Origin of the sequence: Pseudomonas sp. nanlin1, assembly GCF_045571515.1 — a bacterium.
In the GTDB taxonomy this organism is placed as follows: Bacteria; Pseudomonadota; Gammaproteobacteria; order Pseudomonadales; family Pseudomonadaceae; genus Aquipseudomonas.
The window spans coordinates 5,252,757-5,269,212 of sequence record NZ_CP124218.1; the positions used below are offsets into that span (position 1 = coordinate 5,252,757).

A 16,456-nucleotide genomic window follows, 5' to 3' on the forward strand; every position below is an offset into this window, starting at 1 on the left:
CGCCGCATTCGTCAGCGCTTGGATTGCCCCGCCATGCAAAAAGAAACCGAAATCAAATTGCGCGTCAGCCGCGAAACCCTCGCCGCGCTGCGCGATCATCCGCTATTGAAAAAACGTAACAAAAGCGGCTGGGAGCGCCGAGAGCTGTTCAATCAGTACTTCGATACCCCAGAGCGCGACTTGGCCGCCGCCAAGGTTGCCCTGCGCCTGCGCAAGGACGGCGAAGAAGTCATCCAGACCCTGAAAACCCGGGGCCAGAGCGTCGCTGGGTTGTCTGAACGTAACGAATATGACTGGCACTTGCCCAAAGCCAAACTCGACCTGAAGAAACTTGACGGCGAATGCTGGCCCGCCGAGCTGGCGGACTTGGATAAAAAGACCATCAAGCCGGTCTTTACCACGGACTTCGTGCGCGAACGTGCCGAGATCGCGTGGGGCCGCGGCAAGGCCAAAGTCGTCATAGAGGCGGCTCTGGACCTGGGCAAGGTCATCGTGGGCAAGCAGTCCGAAGAAATCTGCGAGTTGGAGCTCGAGTTGCGCGAAGGCGAGCCGGCGGCATTGCTGGAGCTGGCCGCCGAGTTGGCCCAGAGCCTGCCACTGATGCCCTGCGACATCAGCAAGGCCGAGCGCGGTTATCGCTTGAGCGACCCGGGCAGCTATGCCTTGAGCCTGCCGACGCCCGTACTGACCGCCGAAACCACCCTCGACGACGCCTACGCGGCGCTGGCCTGGCATCTGCTCGCCAGCAGCCAACGCCTGGCCGAGCAGTACCGTTTCAATGGGCACTGGCGCTTGCTACAAGAATGGGTCGAGCAGCTCGTGGAATTGCGCGCCCTCACCGGCAGCCTTGGCCAAGCCGCGCCCCGCACCACTACCCATGAGCTGCGCAGTGCGCTGGACGCGTTGCTCGAAGACTGGCGCCCGCTGGTGCAAGCCGGGCAAGACGATGAAGACATTCGCAAAGCCGCGCCGGAGCAATTTGCCGAAGAACTGACCGACACCCGTTGGGGCCTGTTCTCGCTGAATACCTCCCGCTGGCTGCTGGAGCGGCACTGGAGCCTGGCGCGCAACAACCGAGGCAACCGCCAAGGCCAGGCCCTGCTGGCCAGTTGGTTGGGGCACTTCCTGGCTGAAGAGGGCGCCGCGTTGCAACTGCAGCGTTACCAGCAGCAACCCGAAGACCTGGCCGAACAGTTGCCACGCATCGAGCGCATTCAAAGCTGGTTGCACCATGCACGTTCTGTGCTGGAGCTGCCGGAAGTGGATCGCCTGTATGGCGAATTGAACAAATTGCACGTGCTGGCCACCCAGCCCATCGACGAGCTGGCCCTGACCGCGCGGGTTCAGCAGGCCCTGGCAGTGTCGCAAAGCCGTGCCTGGAAACAGGCCCTGAGCAAATAGGCCGAAAGGATTGGCAACGCTTACCTGCCCCTCCCGCGCTTCACAGGGCTGCTCAGGGGCTAAGCTGGTATGGACCGGAACAAGGAAGTCCCGCCATGCCTGCCGAACCGCTATACCCCAACGAAGACCGCTGGCTTGACCTCAGCGAACTGTTAGCCGCCCTGCGCGATCAGGGCGTTATTGCCGCCGCACCCGTTGGCAAGCTGTTAGCCAGCAGGGAATCGCCCCACTATCGGCACCTGCACCCCCTTGAGTTCATCGCCCGCCAGCAACTGGAGAACCAAAAGCGCCCTGGCCGGCGTTTGTCCATGGACGACCTGCTGCAATGGTTGGCGCAATGGGTGGGTCAGGCGTTTCTGCACATCGACCCGGTCAGCATCGATGTCGCCCGTACCGCCCCGCTGATGTCTCAGGCGTTCGCAGAACGCCATGGCATTCTCGCCGTGGCTGCCGATGCCCAGGCAGTGACCGTGGCCAGCGCCGAGCCTTGGGTAGTGAGCTGGGAAGCCGACCTGGCCCACACCGTGCGCAGGCCCATCAAGCGCGTACTGGCCAACCCCAACGATATTGCCCGGTTCACCACGCAGTTCTACCGCATGGCCAAATCGGTCAGCGGCGCCTGCTCGACCGGTGCCCAGCCCTCCATGACGCGCAGCCTGGAGCAACTGCTTGACCTCGACACCGAGCAGGCCAACGACCCCGATGCAGCACCCACCGTCAATATCGTCGACTGGCTGTTTCAATATGCGTTCAAGCAACGCGCCAGCGACATCCATATTGAACCGAGGCGCGACCAAGGCTGCGTGCGCTTTCGCATCGATGGCGTGCTCCACGATGTCTACCGGCTGCCCACGTCGGTCACCCTGGCCGTGGTCAGCCGCCTGAAAAGCCTGGGCCGAATGAACGTTGCGGAAAAGCGCAAACCCCAGGACGGCCGGATCAAGACCCGCGCGCCCGAAGGCGGCGAAATAGAGTTGCGCCTGGCTACCCTGCCCACCGTCTTCGGCGAAAAAATGGTCATGCGTATTTTCGACCCTGACGTACTGCTTAAAAACTTCGATCAGTTGGGCTTCTGCAGCCAAGACCTGGACAAGTGGCAATACATGACCCGCCAGCCCAATGGCATCGTGCTGGTGACCGGCCCAACGGGTTCGGGCAAGACCACCACGCTCTACACCACGCTCAAACAGCTGGCCACCCCGGCGGTGAACCTGTGCACCATCGAAGACCCGATAGAAATGGTCGAATCGGCCTTCAACCAGATGCAGGTGCAGCACAACATCGGCCTGAGCTTTGCCAGCGGCGTACGGGCGCTGATGCGCCAAGACCCGGACATCATCATGATCGGCGAGATACGCGACCTAGAGACTGCAGAGATGGCCATTCAGGCGGCCTTGACGGGCCACCTGGTGCTATCGACGTTGCACACCAACGACGCACCCAGCGCCATCAGCCGGCTGTTGGAGCTGGGGGTGGCGCATTATCTGATCAAGGCCACGGTGCTAGGGGTCATGGCGCAACGCTTGGTACGCACCCTGTGCCCAGCCTGCAAGCAGCCCTGCAGCCTCGATCAGGACGCCTGGCAAGGGCTGACCAAGCCCTGGAGCGCAGCGCGACCGGCTGCCGCCTGCCAGGCGAAAGGTTGCCTCGAGTGTCGCGAAACGGGTTATCGGGGCCGTGCCGGGGTGTACGAAATCATGCCGCTGAACGAGCGCATCAAAGCCCTGATACAGCCAGACCTAGATCTGCAGGCTTTGCGCCAGCAGGCGTACCGAGAAGGCATGCGCAGCCTGCGCTTGTCCGGCGCGCACAAGATCGCTGCCGGCCTGACAACTCTGGAAGAAGTGCTGCGCGTCACCCCTGGCAGCCTGTGACGCGGCAACATCCCTTTGAAAAAGCCGGGTGGATATCGGGGGCTGGCAGTGGAACTATGTGGGTTCTTTCATGATCTGATTAACTAGATCAGCTCGTCTAGATCAACCCGAATAGTAAGGAGTCACCCCTATGCGTCTTAAACTAGCGGTCGCGACAATTGCTGTGCTTTCCCTTCCAGTCGGCTCGGCGATGGCTGACTCTTTCTGGCGCAACGTCATCTCTTCCGGCGCCACCACCGGCTCCACTTACCTGACGTTCAAAGACCACAAAATGGTCGTGGCCGCTCAGGACGACGCTGGCAGCTTTGTTGCCAGCAACGGTGAAATCCGTGGCCCGTACTTGGAATCCGCCATGCAAAAAGTGCGTGCCGACAATCCTGGCCTGCAGGCCAGCGACATGGACCTGGCTAACGCTATCTTGGCTAAGAATGCCGTAGCTAGCGAATAGGTTATAGCAGCATAACGATCGGGGCCAAGGCCCCTCCTACGTCCGCGTAGGAGGGGCCTTGGCCCCGATCTTTTTAAGCTTATTCGCCAATCAGCGCCTTGTAAGCCCCGCCATCGAGCAACTTGTCCAGCTCTGCCGCACTGGCGGGCTTGAGTTTGAAGAACCAGGCCTCGCTATAAGGTGCGGAGTTGACCAGCTCAGGGCTGTCTGCCAGTGCTTCGTTGATGGCAATCACTTCGCCGCCTACTGGCGAGTAGATATCCGAAGCGGCCTTGACCGATTCAACCACACCGGCCGCGTCGCCTGCGGCAAAAACTTTGCCGAGCTCCGGCAGTTCGACGAATACCACGTCACCCAATGCTTCTTGGGCGTGGTCGGACACACCGACAGTCACGCTGCCGTCAGCTTCCAGGCGTGCCCATTCGTGGCTTTCAGCAAAACGCAGATCAGCAGGAATATCGCTCATTTGTTTCATCCTCATTAGGGTCAGCGGCAAGCCCGCTCGAATTTCAGATCAAAGTCTTACCATGCCGTACAAAAGTCGCTCGGACTACCCTTACGGGGTACCATTTTCCGCGGATTTCAACTTCTGCCCGGTCGGCGGTCGCCGTGGGCACACGCGCCAGGGCGATCGATTTGCTCAAGGTCGGCGAAAAACTCCCACTGGTGATTTCGCCTTCGCCGACTTCAGCGATGCGCACCACCTGATGTGCCCGCAGCACACCGCGCTCTTCGAGCACCAGGCCGACCAGTTTGTACTCGATTCCTTCGCGGCGTTCACGCTCTAAAGCGCTTCGCCCGATAAATGCACGGGTCGCCGGCTCCCACGCGATACTCCAGGCCATGTTCGAGGCCAATGGAGAATGCCCCTCGTCCATGTCCTGGCCATAGAGGTTCATGCCCGCTTCGAGGCGCAGCGTGTCCCGCGCGCCGAGCCCAATGGGCGAGATACCGGCGCCCACCAGGTCGTTGAAAAACCCCGAGGCCTGCCCGGCGGGGAGCACCACCTCCAGGCCGTCTTCGCCGGTATAGCCGGTGCGCGCGAAAAACCATTCACCCTCGGCGCGCCCTTCAAAGGGCTTAAGTTGATCGACCAGGTCGGAGCGGGCCCGGCTCAACAGGTCGGCGACCTTGCGCCGCGCCTGGGGGCCTTGGATGGCAAGCATGGCCAACTCGCTGCGTTCGTGCAGTTGCACCTCGAATCCGGCCACCTGCGCGTGCAGCCAGGCCATATCCTGGTCACGTGTCGAGGCATTGACCACCAGGCGGTAGCCGTCATCCAGGCGGTAGGCGATCAAGTCATCGACCACCCCGCCCTGCTCGTTGAGCATGGCGCTATACAACGCCATGCCGGGAGAGGTCAGGCGCTGAACGTCGTTGGCCAGCAGTTGCCGAAGAAACGCCTCAGCCTGTCGCCCCTGAACGTCGACGATGGTCATGTGCGAGACGTCAAAAACACCGCAGTCGCGGCGTACCTGATGGTGCTCCTCGACCTGAGAACCATAGTGCAGCGGCATATCCCAGCCGCCGAAATTGACCATCTTCGCGCCCAATGCCAAATGCAGGTCGTGAAGAGGCGTGCGCTGTCCCATGGGTTTCTCCTTCCGGGATTGGCGAAGGCGCGAGACACTTGTCCATCTTCGCTCGCACCGCATGCGGCGCATTGTAGCCGCAAGCCCGCAGGCTGGCACCCTCGCCTTATCGACTTCGACCCACGGGCCTGGCCGAACGCTGAATCAACGCGATGACCGGCAGCAAACCCACCAGCACCAGGGTCAGCGCGGGCAGTGAGGCGCGGGCCCATTCGCCTTCGCTGGTCATTTCGAAAATCCGTACGGCGAGCGTGTCCCAGCCAAATGGGCGCATCAGTAAGGTGGCGGGCATTTCCTTGAGCACGTCGACGAACACCAGCAACATCGCGCTCAACGCACCCGGCACCAGCAGCGGTACATAGACCCGCAGAAACAGCCGCGGGCCGCTGACGCCCAGGCTGCGCCCAGCCTCGGGCAACGACGGACGAACCTTAGCCAGGCTGCCCTCCAGCGGGCTATACGCAACGGCCATGAAACGCACCAGATAAGCCAGCAACAACGCGCTCAGGCTACCCAATAGCAAGGGCCGACCGGCCCCGCCCAGCCAACTGGACACAGGGATAACCAGTACCCGATCAAGGTAACTGAAGGCCAGCATCAAGGCCACGGCCAGCACCGAACCCGGCAACGCGTACCCCAGGTTAGCCAGACCCACGCTGGTGTTGACCAGCGGCGTGGGTGCCAGGCGCCGGGCAAAGGCCAGCAACAGCGCAACGCTGACGGTGATTAACGCCGCCATCCCGGCCAGGTACAGGCTGTGCAGGATCAGCCCGGTATAACGCTCGTCCAGATCGAGGCGGCCGCGCTGAAAAAACCAGACCAGCAATTGTGCCAACGGAATAACGAATGCGCAGGCAAATACCAAGCCGCACCAGGCGCTGGCGGCAAATGCTTTGCAACCGCGCAGGTGATAGAGGGCCTGCGCCCGCGGCCGCTCGTTAGCCCCGCGCACGACGCCACGGCTGCGCCGCTCGCCATAGAGCACCAGCACCACCACCAGTAACAATAGGCTGGCCAGTTGCGCCGCGCTGGACAAGCTAAAAAAGCCGTACCAGGTCTTGTAGATCGCGGTGGTGAACGTGTCGAAATTGAACACCGAAACAGCGCCAAAATCTGCCAGTGTTTCCATCAGCGCCAATGCCAGGCCCGCCCCGATGGCCGGCCGCGCGGTGGGCAGCGCCACCCGCCAGAACGCGCGCCATGGCGACTGGCCCAGCGCCCGCGCGGCTTCCATCAAGCCTTTGCCCTGGGCCAGAAAAGCGTTGCGCGCGAGTAGGTAGACGTAAGGGTAGAACACCAGCACCAAGACGATGATGACACCCCCGGTGGAGCGCACCCGCGGCCACCGAACGGCGCTGCCGAACCAGTCACGGGACAGGCTTTGCAGCGGCCCGGCAAAGTCCAACAAGCCGACAAAGACGAACGCCAAGACATAGGCCGGGATCGCGAAGGGCAGCATCAAGGCCCAGTCGAGCCAGCGCCGGCCGGGAAATTCACACAGGCTCGTGAGCCACGCCAGGCTGACACCTATCAGGGTGACGCCCACGCCGACCCCCATCAGCAATACGCCCGTGTTGAGCACCAACCTGGGCAACTGGTTGGCCCATAAGTGGGCCCATATCTGCGTGTCGATGCTGTGCCAAGCCCCCACCAGCACGCTCAGCGGGAGCATGACCAGCGCTGCCACGGCCAGGGCGATTGGGTACCAGCGGCGCTGGATAGGCTGGCTCAAGGAAGGCCGCCTAGTTCCAGCCAGCGCGGTCCATCAACCTGATCGCCTCGGCCTGGCGCTTGCCCGCCACCTCGACCGGCAGGCTGTCGGCTTTGAACGGGCCCCAACTAGCGACTTCATCGGAAGGCTTGACCGCAGGGTTAGCAGGAAACTCTTGATTGATGCCCGCGAATATCTTCTGCGCCTCAGCGCCGGTCATCCACTCCACCAGCTTGATCGCCGCTTGTGGGTGCGGCGCATAGCGGGTCAGGCCGATGCCGGAGAGGTTAACGTGCACCCCTCGGTCCAGCTGGTTGGGCCAGAACAACTTGACCGCTAGGTCTGGCTTCTGCTTGTGCAGGCGCCCGTAGTAGTAGGTGTTGACGATGCCGACGTCGCACTGCCCGGCATTGATTGCTTCGAGCACGGCGTTGTCGTCGGAAAACACATCAGTGGACAGGTTGTTGACCCACCCCTTGAGCACTTTTTCGGTTTGCTCCGCGCCATGGGTTTCGATCATGGTCGCGGTCAGCGACTGGTTGTAGACCTTTTTCGCCGTGCGCAGGCACAAACGCCCTTCCCACTGCGGGTCGGCCAGGGCTTCATAGGTCGAGAGCTCGGTCGGCTCGACCCGGGTGGTGGAATAGGCGATGGTGCGGGCACGCAGGCTTAAGCCTGTCCACTGATGGGACGCGGCGCGGTACTGGGCAGGGATATTGGCATCGACGGTGGCTGATTTGATCGGCTGCAGGATGCCCATTTGCTCGGCTTGCCAGAGGTTGCCCGCATCGACGGTGAGCAGCAGGTCAGCCGTAGCGTTCTCGCCCTCGGCTTTGATGCGCTGCATCAGAGGGGCTTCTTTGTCGGTGATGAATTTGACTTTGACCCCGGTTTCTTTGGTGTAGGCATCGAACACGGGTTTGATCAGTTCGTCGATACGCGACGAATACACCACCACTTCGTCGGCCGCTTGGGCTGAAAGGGCTGCCAGGCCTGATAGGGAAAAGGCCAGCCCGGCCATCAATGGCTTGCACGGCAACATCGGGAACCCTCGCCACGGTAAATGTGTGGCGGATGTTAGTGCCTCCCATTTAGCAGCTCAAACCCAAGTTAAGCTGCAGCAGTTACCAGATGTTGCAGATGCCTCAGGGCTTCGCCAGGCCCGGCAGGTCGCCGATCAAGCCCAAGGCCTCACGCACGAACAGAGCCTTGGCGGCAGGCAGCCCTTGGACACCCTTCAAGCCCGTGTTGCGCAGCCAGCGCCAGGGCAATGCATCGGCCTGGAACAGGCGCTCGAAGCCCTCCATGGCGGCCATCAGGGCCAAATTGTGTGGCATGCGCCGGCGCTCGTAGCGGCTCAATACGCGCAGGTCGGCCAAGCGCTCGCCCCGCGCCAGGCTGTGCAGCAACTCTTCAGCCAGCACTGCGGCGTCAAGAAACCCCAGGTTGACCCCTTGGCCTGCCAATGGGTGGATGGTGTGCGCTGCGTCGCCGATCAAGGCCAAGCCCGGGGCCACGTACTGTTTGGCATGGCGTTGCCGTAGCGGTACGCAGAGCCGCGGGTCGACCTGCTCGACCGTGCCCAGACGTGCTTCGAACGCGCCTTGCAGGGCCTGGCAGAACGCTTGATCGTCCATGGCCATCAGACGCTCGGCTTGCACCTGAGTTGTTGACCAGACGATCGAGCACCAGTCCTGGCGGCCGTCACGTAGCAGCGGCAGAAAAGCCAGCGGGCCGTCATCGGTGAAACGCTGCCAGGCCGTACCACGGTGCGGCTCGCTGCACTTCACACTGGTTACGATAGCGTGGTGCAAATAGTCCCACTCGCGGGTCGCACAGCCGGTCAGGCGCCGCACGGCCGAATGAGCGCCGTCTGCGGCGATAACCAGGGGCGCGCGCAATTGGCGGCCATCGGCCAGAGTGAGCAGCCAATCGTCACCCGAATGGCGCATCTGCTCCAGGCGCGCATTGGCCAGCAATTGGATCGAGCTGTCGTGCAGGCGCTCGGCCAAGGCATCCTGGACCACGCGGTTTTCGACAATGTGCCCCAGCACTTCGGCGTGCACGCTGGCCGCCGAAAAATGCACGTGGCCCGTGCCGCTGCCGTCCCAGACATGCATGTCCGAGTACGGGCTGATACGCCGAGCAGCGATACCCTGCCAGGCGCCCAGACGCTCGAGGATGCGCTGGCTCGCACTCGACAGCGCGCTGACCCGGGGTTCGAAAGACGCCTGGGGATCATAGGCCGCTACGTCCAACGAGCCGCCGTCCAGCAGGACGATGTCGAGCCCACTGTCTTTTAGCGCCAGCGCAAGGGCGCTGCCGACCATTCCGGCACCGACGATCAACAGGTCTGCACGCGTTTCCATGCTTTAGGGTTGCCTCAAAAGTGGCGGCTGCCATGGGTTAATGTACATCGTTCAGCCTTGCAAGCCAGTGCGCGTGCCCAAGCCCATGGCCTGGCGGGCGAACCAGCGCTTGGCGGGCGGCAGCAGGTCGAGGCCCAGCAGCCCAAGGTTGCGCCCGGCGGCCACCCAGGGGTCTGAAGTGCTAAACAGGTGAGTCACCTGATCACTGAAGCCCACGGTCAAAGCCTGGTCGGCGCGTTGGCGCTCTCGATAAGCCTGTAACGTTGCGAAGTCGCCGGGGGTGGCAGCGCTGCCCAGTAAAGCTTCGGCCAATGCTTGCACATCGCGCATCGACAGGTTGAAGCCCTGCCCCGCAATCGGGTGCAGCGCGTGCGCCGCATTGCCCACCACCGCCAGATGCGGGCGCACTTGCTCTTCGGCTTCGACCAGCAGCAAAGGGTACAACTGCCGAGCGCCGACATGGCGCAGGGCCCCCAAGCGATAGCCGAACACCCCTTGCAGCTCGCGCAGAAAAGCCTGATCACTGAGCTCGAGCAGGCGCTGTGCGTCCATGCCTTTGCGGGTCCAGACCAGTGCGCTGCGGTGCTCTGGCAATGGCAGCAAGGCCATTGGCCCCTGCTCGGTAAAACGCTCGAAAGCCTGGCCACCATGGGCAGCACTGGTGCTGACGTTGGCGATGATCGCGCTCTGATCATAGGGCCGTTGGCGAACGGTGATCCCGAGCTGCTCGCGCAAGCCCGAGCGGCCGCCATCGGCCAGTACCGCCAGGTCGCACTCCAGGTGGCTGCCATCGTTCAGCGTTAGCCGGTAGCCATCGGCCAAGGGCTGCATGGCGGTCACTTCGGCCGGGCAGTGCCAGCTCACTACACTGCGGTCCAGCCCCTGCCAAAGGCACTGGCCCAGCCAGGCATTTTCGACCACATACCCCAAGGCCGGCACGCCCTCTTGCTCTGCTTTGAGCCGCGCTGTACCAAAGTGCCCTTGATCGGAGACGTGGATCTGCCGGATGGCTTCGGCGCGTTCGCTGATAGACGTCCACAACCCTAGCCGTTGATAAATTTGCCGGGTACCAAAAGACAGCGCCGAAGAACGCGCATCGTAACTGGGCTGGTAGCTGTCACCGGGCGCGAACGGCTCGATCAATACGATGCGCCAGCCCCGCGCCTTGGCCCCTGCCTGTAGGGCCAAGGCCAGGCTCGCCCCTACCAGGCCGCCACCAATGATGGCTAAGGTTGCGCGGCTCATGCGGCGTGCACCTGGGCAGCGGCCATCAGCGCCTCGATGGCTTCGACGCTCTTGGGAACGCCCTCGGTGAGCACTTCGCAACCTTTGCGGGTGACCAATACGTCATCCTCGATGCGCACGCCAATCCCGCGCCATTTGCGCGGCACGTTTTGGTTGTCCGGGGCAATGTAGATGCCGGGCTCCACGGTGAGGGTCATGCCTGGCTCCAGCACACGCCACTCGCCGCCTACGCGATAATCGCCAACGTCGTGCACGTCCATACCCAACCAGTGCCCGGCGCGGTGCATGTAAAAAGGTTTGTAGGCTTCGTCGCGGATCAGTTGGTCGAGCGTACCGCGCAGCAACCCGAGGGCGAGCAAGCCTTCGGTGATGACTCGCACCGTGGCCTCATGGGCTTGATTCCAATGCTTATTGGGGCCGATGGCGGCGAAGGCGGCTTCCTGCGCCTGCAGAACCAGCTCGTAAATGGCTTTTTGCTCGGGGGAAAAGCGCCCGTTGACCGGGAACGTGCGGGTGATATCACTGGCATAGCAGTCGATCTCACAACCGGCGTCGATCAGTACCAAGTCCCCGTCCTTGAGCAGCGCGGTGTTCTCTTGGTAGTGCAGGATACAGGCATTACGGCCCGCCGCGACAATGGAGCCGTAGGCCGGCATGCGCGCGCCGCCTTTGCGAAACTCGTAGTCCAGTTCGGCTTCGAGGCTGAATTCGTGCAACCCCGCGCGGCAGGCTTGCATCGCCCGCACGTGGGCGCGCGCGGAAATCGCCGCGGCCTCGCGCATGACTTTCACTTCAGCGGCCGATTTATACAGGCGCATGTCATGCAGCAAGTGGTCCAGGGCCACGAATTCGTTGGGCGGCTGTGCGCCCAGGCGGGCCTTGGAGCGGATGGTGTTGATCCACTCCATCAAATGGCGGTCGAACTCGGCGTTGCTGCCCATGGCGCTGTACACCCGCTCGCGGCCTTCGATAAGGCCCGGCAGGATGTCGTCGATATCGCTGATAGGGAAGGCATCGTCGGCACCGTATTCGGCAATCGCGCCTTCCTGGCCTGCCCGCAGGCCATCCCATAGCTCGCGCTCGGGGTTGCGCTCGCGGCAAAACAACACGTACTGGCCATGCTCGCGACCGGGAATCAACACCACCACCGCTTCGGGCTCGGGAAAGCCACTGAGGTATTGGAAGTCGCTGTCTTGACGATAGACGTGCTCGACGTCCCGATTACGGATCATCACCGCCGCCGCTGGCAGAATGGCGATGCTGTTAGGCTCCATCTGCGCCATCAGGGCCTTGCGCCGGCGTGCGTATTCGGATTTCGGGATATGAATCATCAGCGGACCGCGCCTCCTTGAGGCAAATCAGTGCAACGAAGGCTTGGCAGCCGCGGGCTCAGGCTTGGCGCACTCGGTGAACAGTAGCAGCGGCGCGACGCGCAGATACTCCATCACCTCCATGTAATCGCTTTCGCCGTCTTCGGACTCTTCCAAAGCGTCTTGCACCTGGGCGATGGCGGCCAGGTCCTGCAACACTTCCATGGCCTCACTGCTCAGGGCCGTATCGCGGGCGGCCAAACCGAAGCCGGTGAGAAAGCCCTGGCACCATTGGCCCAAAGCAGCGGCGCGCTCAGGCAACGGCGCATCGTCGCCGGGCAGCAGAAGTACTACGGTCATGTCGTCGCCGGTCAACTCGCCTTTGACCATCTCTTGCAAGCCAATGAGGGCCTGGCGGATGTTCTCTGCCGGCGCCGTTTCGAGCACGTCTTGAGCATCTTTCAACCAGGGGTCGACGTCGAAGCCTGCGCCCGCGCAACTGCGCCCCAACAATAGGCCGTGCAGTTCAGCAGGCGAGACCGGGTGGCCGCTCGTAGTGAGCAGAGTGGCGAAAGCATTGTACGGCGAATTTTGAATAGGCATGGGCAACTAGGCGCCAAGCGGCGCAATGACTAGAATGAAGGCCTCGTATCCTAGCACCGGCAGGCGCGCCAAGACCATCGACGCCGCCAACTCCGTGCAATGCGGCCCCACCTTACCGCCGCACGCCTCTCTCGGCACTGACTCCACAGGACCCCATGGACCACAACGACCTGCAAGCACTGATGGGCCGACTCGAAGCATTGATTGAGCGCGTCGAGCAACTAAAACGCCAAAATGGACTCCTATTAGCTCAGGAAAAATCCTGGCGCGAGGAGCGCGCACATCTCATTGAAAAAAATGAAATCGCCCGCCGTAAGGTCGAATCGATGATTTCGCGCCTCAAGGCCTTGGAGCAAGACTCATGAGTTCAAGCAATAGCGTCACTGTTCAGATCCTCGACAAAGACTATTCCATCATCTGCCCCCCCGAAGAGCGCAGTAATCTGGTCAGTGCTGCCCGCTACCTGGACGGCAAGATGCGCGAAATCCGCAGCGGCGGCAAAGTCATCGGGGCCGACCGCATTGCTGTGATGGCCGCGCTGAACATTACCCACGACTTGTTACACAAGCAGGAAACCCCTGATTTGACGGTCAATGGCTCTACCCGCGAACAGGTCCGCGACCTGCTTGAGCGGGTCGATTTAGTCCTGTCCAGTGACCAAGATTCCCCCCATAGCTGAAAACTATTACAGGGTCGGGTATACTCCTCCCCGTTCCCTGGAGTGCTTGCCAGTCGGTCATGTCCCTGAGCCGATACGCACAACCACGGGGGTTGCACGTTGGGGCTGGTGTGCATGTCCGCTAGACGGAAAGCCTTAAAGCCTCCTGCAAGCTCCACCTTGAACTTTCGGGTTCAAGGGCTACACCGACAGCGGTTCGTCGGGGGACACCTTCTTTTTTGCTCGTGCCGCCTGGCATGGGCGCTGGCGATGTCTGTATCAAGGCTGCCGCAACCATGACACCACCCCCCCTATCTCGTCAGGCATTACGCCGCCAGCTTCGCCAAGCGCGTCGAGCGCTCTCCCCTGCCCAACAACGCCAGGCCGCCCAAGGCCTCTATCGGCAATTGGCGCAGCACCCATTATTTCGCCGAGCCCGCCACGTGGCCTTGTATTTGCCCAACGATGGCGAGATCGACCCTCGCTGGTTGGCAGAAGCAGCTCAACGCCGGGGCAAGCGGGTCTACCTGCCGGTGCTGAGCGCCTGGCCGCGGACGAAAATGGTGTTTCAGCGGGTGACACCCCGAGAGGTCTTCAGGCCTAACCGCTTCGGCATACCCGAGCCCGTGATCAGGCCTGCCCGGCAACGGCTGGTCTGGGCCTTGAGTGTGCTGTTGATGCCCCTGGTGGGCTTCGACGAAGTGGGTGGCCGGCTGGGCATGGGCGGTGGTTTCTATGACCGCAGCCTGGCCTATCGCAACCGCCGAAGCACCTGGCTGGGGCCGCGACTGTTAGGGCTCGCCCATGAGTGTCAGAAAGTGCCCAGGCTGGCGCAGGCCGCCTGGGACGTACCGCTGGACGCTACCGTGACTGATAGCGGCTGGTATGTTAGCGCTGCTGTACCGCCGGAGTAACACTTTGGCTGTAGCTATTTTTGTCCCAGAGACTCTGGGCATAACCCGTGGTGACGACACCCAAGCCGAACAGAAAAACGAGAATCCAAAGTAAATCCGGTTTGCGGCGCATCGATTTGCCCTCCCTAAGGCCAACCACGAAACGATATCAGCGACGGTTTTGATAGGCCGCACAGCTGCGTCAAGCTCAAAATCGCCGCATTCTGCGACAAGCTGCCGCGCCAAGCAAACGTTGGCGCCAACCGGCCGTCGGTTTGTATTGAAATTGCCATATCACTGCGATTTACCACTAACTGGAGCGATACCCATGGCCCACTGGTTGATGAAGTCCGAGCCTGACGAGCTGTCCATCGAGCGGCTCGCCCAGCTAAAAACCGCGCGCTGGGACGGCGTGCGCAACTACCAGGCGCGCAACTTTTTACGCAGCATGGCGCTAGGCGATACTTTCTTCTTTTATCACTCCAGCTGCCCCGAACCCGGCATCGCCGGCGTTGCCCGCATTACCGCTGCGGCGTACCCCGACCCCACGGCGCTAGACCCCCACAGCCCATACCATGCCCCCAAAGCCTGCGAAACCAACAACCCCTGGAGCGCAGTGACCGTGGAACACGTGCGCACCTTTGCCAAGGTCATACCCTTGGCCCTGTTGAAACAGCAAAGCGCACTTGAAGAACTCGCCCTAGTACAAAAAGGCAGCCGGCTTTCTGTTATGCCGGTCACGCCTGAACAATGGTCAGCGGTGCTGCAGCTGGCTCACTGAACGATAAAGTTGTTGAACAGTAAATCTTCGACGATGGGCTTGCCCTCTTCATCGTTCATGACTTGCTGAACCTGCTTGAGTGCTTCTTGGCGCAACTTCTCGCGAGACTCCACGCCCGTCATCGAGTCCTGAGTCTGCTGCACGAACAGCGACACCAGCTGATTACGGATCAGCGGGTCCTGGCGCTTAACGGCGGCGACGGCATCGGCACCGGTCACGCGCAAAGCAACGTCAGCCTTGTAAACGCGCAGCTTGGAATTGCCATCCAAGGCGAAGTTACCCACGAAAGGCGGCGTCAGCGACACATACGCCACGGTGGGCGCCGCCCCCTCGCCTTCCTTGGGTGTTTCATTAGCCATTACCCCGGCCGGGAGCATCAGGGCCATGCACAGTAAGATCCACGCTTTCACAATCCACTCCTTTAACAATGACAAGAGCATAGCCGCTGCGGGCCAGCCGTCGAAGATTATGCACAGACCTCAGGCAAAGGGTTGCCCGTAGACCGAAGGCTACGCACTCAGGCTTATCGGCCAGTAGCGCAGAAAAAAGAGGCCGACGCAAAAGATCGGGGGCAAGCCCCCTCCTACAGTAGGAGGGGGCTTGCCCCCGATCTTTTATCCTGCAAACACAAATTTCCCAGACACCACGAAACGGACCGTGATGCCGGGTGGTGTTGGTGAGGATTAAGAGCTCGGGTGCTATAGCCCAACACCCTTCGTCAGCTTAGCTCTCCACACTCCCCCATTAACCCATTCAACTTTGCATACGTAAAACCCGTAAGCGCTTGCGTATCCAACTGCCCGCGCTCGATGAAAGAGCGCGCAAGCCCTTCCATCGCTCCGTAAAGGAACTCCGCGATACTTGAACCGGCGCTCAGGCGTCTTACGCCTAAGCGCTGCAAATCGTCAGGTGCAGGCAGCCCATCGCGTGCAAGCAGGTTCACCGGTAGCGTGCAGGTGTTGCACAGTGTGGAAATCTCGGCAGGTGTGACCATGCCGGCGGCGAACAGGCCGTTGGCGCCTGCTTGTGCGTAAAGCGCTGCACGCCGGATGATTTCATCCAAACGCTGGGCGGCGGGCACAAGGTTTTTGAGATAGACATCACTGCGCGCATTGATGAATAGATTGATGCCATGCTTGTTGGCTACTTCTCGAGCAACTTCAATTTTGCGCACAAGTACTTCTGGTGATGCGGTACCGTCTTCGATGTTGATACCCACGGCACCTGCGGTGATAACCGTTTCGACAACGCTGGCGACGTGCTGGAGATCGTCGGAGTAACCTGCCTCAATGTCTACGGTCAGGGGGACGCGCAGTATTCGCGTCATAGATTCAACGCTGGCCGCCAGCCGCGTAAGGGGCAGTTGGTTGCCATCTGCATAACCCTGCGCCCACGCCATGCCCGCACTGCTGGTGGCAATCGCGGCGGCCCCCAATGACTCTACGACTTTTGCCCCGCCTGCATCGCTGACATTGGCCAGGATCAAAAGACCATGGTTGTGTAACTCATGAAAATTATCGTCCCGTGATTTCATAACACTTTCCTGTCTGAAATTTGCCACCTAATGACCG

General features: G+C 61.5%; 17 protein-coding genes and 1 other RNA gene. 8 read left to right on the forward strand and 10 right to left on the reverse strand.

Annotation, left to right across the window (positions count from 1 at the left end; all coding sequences use genetic code 11):
- Positions 1 to 33 precede the first annotated feature (33 nt).
- The 3 genes from QCL65_RS24200 (at position 34) to QCL65_RS24210 (ending at position 3,723) form a co-directional block, all read left to right on the forward strand.
- Positions 34 to 1,401 (forward strand): inorganic triphosphatase, encoded by a 1,368-nt coding sequence (locus tag QCL65_RS24200; RefSeq protein ID WP_407313396.1) that lies wholly within the window; start codon positions 34 to 36, stop codon positions 1,399 to 1,401.
- Positions 1,402 to 1,496: 95 nt separating this feature from the next.
- Positions 1,497 to 3,275 carry a GspE/PulE family protein gene (locus QCL65_RS24205; RefSeq protein ID WP_407313398.1) on the forward strand — a complete coding sequence of 593 codons (1,779 nt, stop codon included), beginning with the start codon at positions 1,497 to 1,499 and terminating at the stop codon, positions 3,273 to 3,275.
- A 130-nt stretch (positions 3,276 to 3,405) separates the two neighbouring features.
- Positions 3,406 to 3,723, forward strand: a complete 318-nt coding sequence (locus QCL65_RS24210; RefSeq protein WP_407313400.1) for a DUF2388 domain-containing protein — start codon at positions 3,406 to 3,408, stop codon at positions 3,721 to 3,723.
- A gap of 79 nt (positions 3,724 to 3,802) precedes the next feature.
- Here QCL65_RS24210 and gcvH read toward each other — a convergent pair whose 3' ends face one another.
- From gcvH to QCL65_RS24250, 8 genes are all read right to left on the reverse strand, one after another.
- Complete coding sequence (gcvH, locus tag QCL65_RS24215) at positions 3,803 to 4,189, reverse strand: glycine cleavage system protein GcvH (protein WP_407313402.1); 387 nt, start codon at positions 4,187 to 4,189, stop codon at positions 3,803 to 3,805.
- Between the two features lie 43 nt (positions 4,190 to 4,232).
- Positions 4,233 to 5,315: a glycine cleavage system aminomethyltransferase GcvT gene (gene gcvT / locus QCL65_RS24220; protein WP_407313404.1), complete on the reverse strand. Its 1,083-nt coding sequence runs from the start codon at positions 5,313 to 5,315 to the stop codon at positions 4,233 to 4,235.
- 106 nt (positions 5,316 to 5,421) lie between these two features.
- The gene (locus QCL65_RS24225; protein WP_407317007.1) at positions 5,422 to 6,987 is read right to left on the reverse strand and encodes an ABC transporter permease; all 1,566 of its coding nucleotides are present in this window, start codon (positions 6,985 to 6,987) and stop codon (positions 5,422 to 5,424) included.
- 70 nt (positions 6,988 to 7,057) lie between these two features.
- Entirely contained in the window at positions 7,058 to 8,068 is a 1,011-nt protein-coding gene (locus QCL65_RS24230; RefSeq protein ID WP_407313406.1) for an extracellular solute-binding protein, read from the reverse strand.
- Between the two features lie 103 nt (positions 8,069 to 8,171).
- The gene (locus QCL65_RS24235) at positions 8,172 to 9,395 is read right to left on the reverse strand and encodes a 2-octaprenyl-3-methyl-6-methoxy-1,4-benzoquinol hydroxylase (RefSeq protein ID WP_407313408.1); all 1,224 of its coding nucleotides are present in this window, start codon (positions 9,393 to 9,395) and stop codon (positions 8,172 to 8,174) included.
- A 51-nt stretch (positions 9,396 to 9,446) separates the two neighbouring features.
- A complete protein-coding gene (ubiH, locus tag QCL65_RS24240) occupies positions 9,447 to 10,640 on the reverse strand; it encodes a 2-octaprenyl-6-methoxyphenyl hydroxylase (protein WP_407313410.1) in 1,194 nt (397 codons plus the stop codon).
- Positions 10,637 to 11,971: a Xaa-Pro aminopeptidase gene (gene pepP / locus QCL65_RS24245; RefSeq protein ID WP_407313412.1), complete on the reverse strand. Its 1,335-nt coding sequence runs from the start codon at positions 11,969 to 11,971 to the stop codon at positions 10,637 to 10,639. Before pepP ends, ubiH begins: the two co-directional genes overlap by 4 nt.
- Positions 11,972 to 11,998: 27 nt before the next feature.
- Positions 11,999 to 12,553 carry a YecA family protein gene (locus QCL65_RS24250; RefSeq protein WP_407313414.1) on the reverse strand — a complete coding sequence of 185 codons (555 nt, stop codon included), beginning with the start codon at positions 12,551 to 12,553 and terminating at the stop codon, positions 11,999 to 12,001.
- Between the two features lie 155 nt (positions 12,554 to 12,708).
- Between QCL65_RS24250 and QCL65_RS24255 the strand changes: the two genes are divergently transcribed.
- The 5 genes from QCL65_RS24255 (at position 12,709) to QCL65_RS24275 (ending at position 14,885) form a co-directional block, all read left to right on the forward strand.
- Positions 12,709 to 12,918 (forward strand): TIGR02449 family protein, encoded by a 210-nt coding sequence (locus tag QCL65_RS24255; RefSeq protein ID WP_407313416.1) that lies wholly within the window; start codon positions 12,709 to 12,711, stop codon positions 12,916 to 12,918.
- The gene (locus tag QCL65_RS24260; protein ID WP_407313418.1) at positions 12,915 to 13,232 is read left to right on the forward strand and encodes a cell division protein ZapA; all 318 of its coding nucleotides are present in this window, start codon (positions 12,915 to 12,917) and stop codon (positions 13,230 to 13,232) included. Before QCL65_RS24255 ends, QCL65_RS24260 begins: the two co-directional genes overlap by 4 nt.
- 31 nt (positions 13,233 to 13,263) lie before the next feature.
- A non-coding RNA gene (gene ssrS / locus QCL65_RS24265) (6S RNA) lies at positions 13,264 to 13,442 on the forward strand.
- Between the two features lie 65 nt (positions 13,443 to 13,507).
- Positions 13,508 to 14,125, forward strand: coding sequence for a 5-formyltetrahydrofolate cyclo-ligase (locus QCL65_RS24270; protein WP_407313420.1), 618 nt, complete (start codon positions 13,508 to 13,510; stop codon positions 14,123 to 14,125).
- A gap of 307 nt (positions 14,126 to 14,432) precedes the next feature.
- Complete coding sequence (locus QCL65_RS24275) at positions 14,433 to 14,885, forward strand: EVE domain-containing protein (protein WP_407313422.1); 453 nt, start codon at positions 14,433 to 14,435, stop codon at positions 14,883 to 14,885.
- Here the strand turns inward: QCL65_RS24275 and QCL65_RS24280 are convergent.
- Positions 14,879 to 15,295: a flagellar basal body-associated protein FliL gene (locus tag QCL65_RS24280; protein ID WP_407313424.1), complete on the reverse strand. Its 417-nt coding sequence runs from the start codon at positions 15,293 to 15,295 to the stop codon at positions 14,879 to 14,881. The two genes, QCL65_RS24275 and QCL65_RS24280, sit on opposite strands and share 7 nt — an antisense overlap.
- Before the next feature lie 308 nt (positions 15,296 to 15,603).
- Entirely contained in the window at positions 15,604 to 16,419 is an 816-nt protein-coding gene (locus QCL65_RS24285) for an isocitrate lyase/phosphoenolpyruvate mutase family protein (RefSeq protein ID WP_407313426.1), read from the reverse strand.
- Positions 16,420 to 16,456 lie beyond the last annotated feature (37 nt).

Excerpts from the sequence above, each read along its gene's own strand:
- QCL65_RS24200 (WP_407313396.1), top strand. The coding sequence starts at position 34 with ATGCAAAAAGAAACCGAAATCAAATTGCGCGTCAGCCGCGAAACCCTC.
- gcvT (WP_407313404.1), bottom strand. The coding sequence starts at position 5,315 with ATGGGACAGCGCACGCCTCTTCACGACCTGCATTTGGCATTGGGCGCG.
- QCL65_RS24255 (WP_407313416.1), top strand. The coding sequence starts at position 12,709 with ATGGACCACAACGACCTGCAAGCACTGATGGGCCGACTCGAAGCATTG.
- QCL65_RS24270 (WP_407313420.1), top strand. The coding sequence starts at position 13,508 with ATGACACCACCCCCCCTATCTCGTCAGGCATTACGCCGCCAGCTTCGC.
- QCL65_RS24250 (WP_407313414.1), bottom strand. The coding sequence starts at position 12,553 with ATGCCTATTCAAAATTCGCCGTACAATGCTTTCGCCACTCTGCTCACT.
- QCL65_RS24235 (WP_407313408.1), bottom strand. The coding sequence starts at position 9,395 with ATGGAAACGCGTGCAGACCTGTTGATCGTCGGTGCCGGAATGGTCGGC.
- QCL65_RS24275 (WP_407313422.1), top strand. The coding sequence starts at position 14,433 with ATGGCCCACTGGTTGATGAAGTCCGAGCCTGACGAGCTGTCCATCGAG.
- QCL65_RS24210 (WP_407313400.1), top strand. The coding sequence starts at position 3,406 with ATGCGTCTTAAACTAGCGGTCGCGACAATTGCTGTGCTTTCCCTTCCA.
- QCL65_RS24225 (WP_407317007.1), bottom strand. The coding sequence starts at position 6,987 with ATGCTCCCGCTGAGCGTGCTGGTGGGGGCTTGGCACAGCATCGACACG.
- QCL65_RS24230 (WP_407313406.1), bottom strand. The coding sequence starts at position 8,068 with ATGTTGCCGTGCAAGCCATTGATGGCCGGGCTGGCCTTTTCCCTATCA.
- QCL65_RS24285 (WP_407313426.1), bottom strand. The coding sequence starts at position 16,419 with ATGAAATCACGGGACGATAATTTTCATGAGTTACACAACCATGGTCTT.
- pepP (WP_407313412.1), bottom strand. The coding sequence starts at position 11,971 with ATGATTCATATCCCGAAATCCGAATACGCACGCCGGCGCAAGGCCCTG.
- QCL65_RS24205 (WP_407313398.1), top strand. The coding sequence starts at position 1,497 with ATGCCTGCCGAACCGCTATACCCCAACGAAGACCGCTGGCTTGACCTC.
- ubiH (WP_407313410.1), bottom strand. The coding sequence starts at position 10,640 with ATGAGCCGCGCAACCTTAGCCATCATTGGTGGCGGCCTGGTAGGGGCG.
- QCL65_RS24260 (WP_407313418.1), top strand. The coding sequence starts at position 12,915 with ATGAGTTCAAGCAATAGCGTCACTGTTCAGATCCTCGACAAAGACTAT.
- gcvH (WP_407313402.1), bottom strand. The coding sequence starts at position 4,189 with ATGAGCGATATTCCTGCTGATCTGCGTTTTGCTGAAAGCCACGAATGG.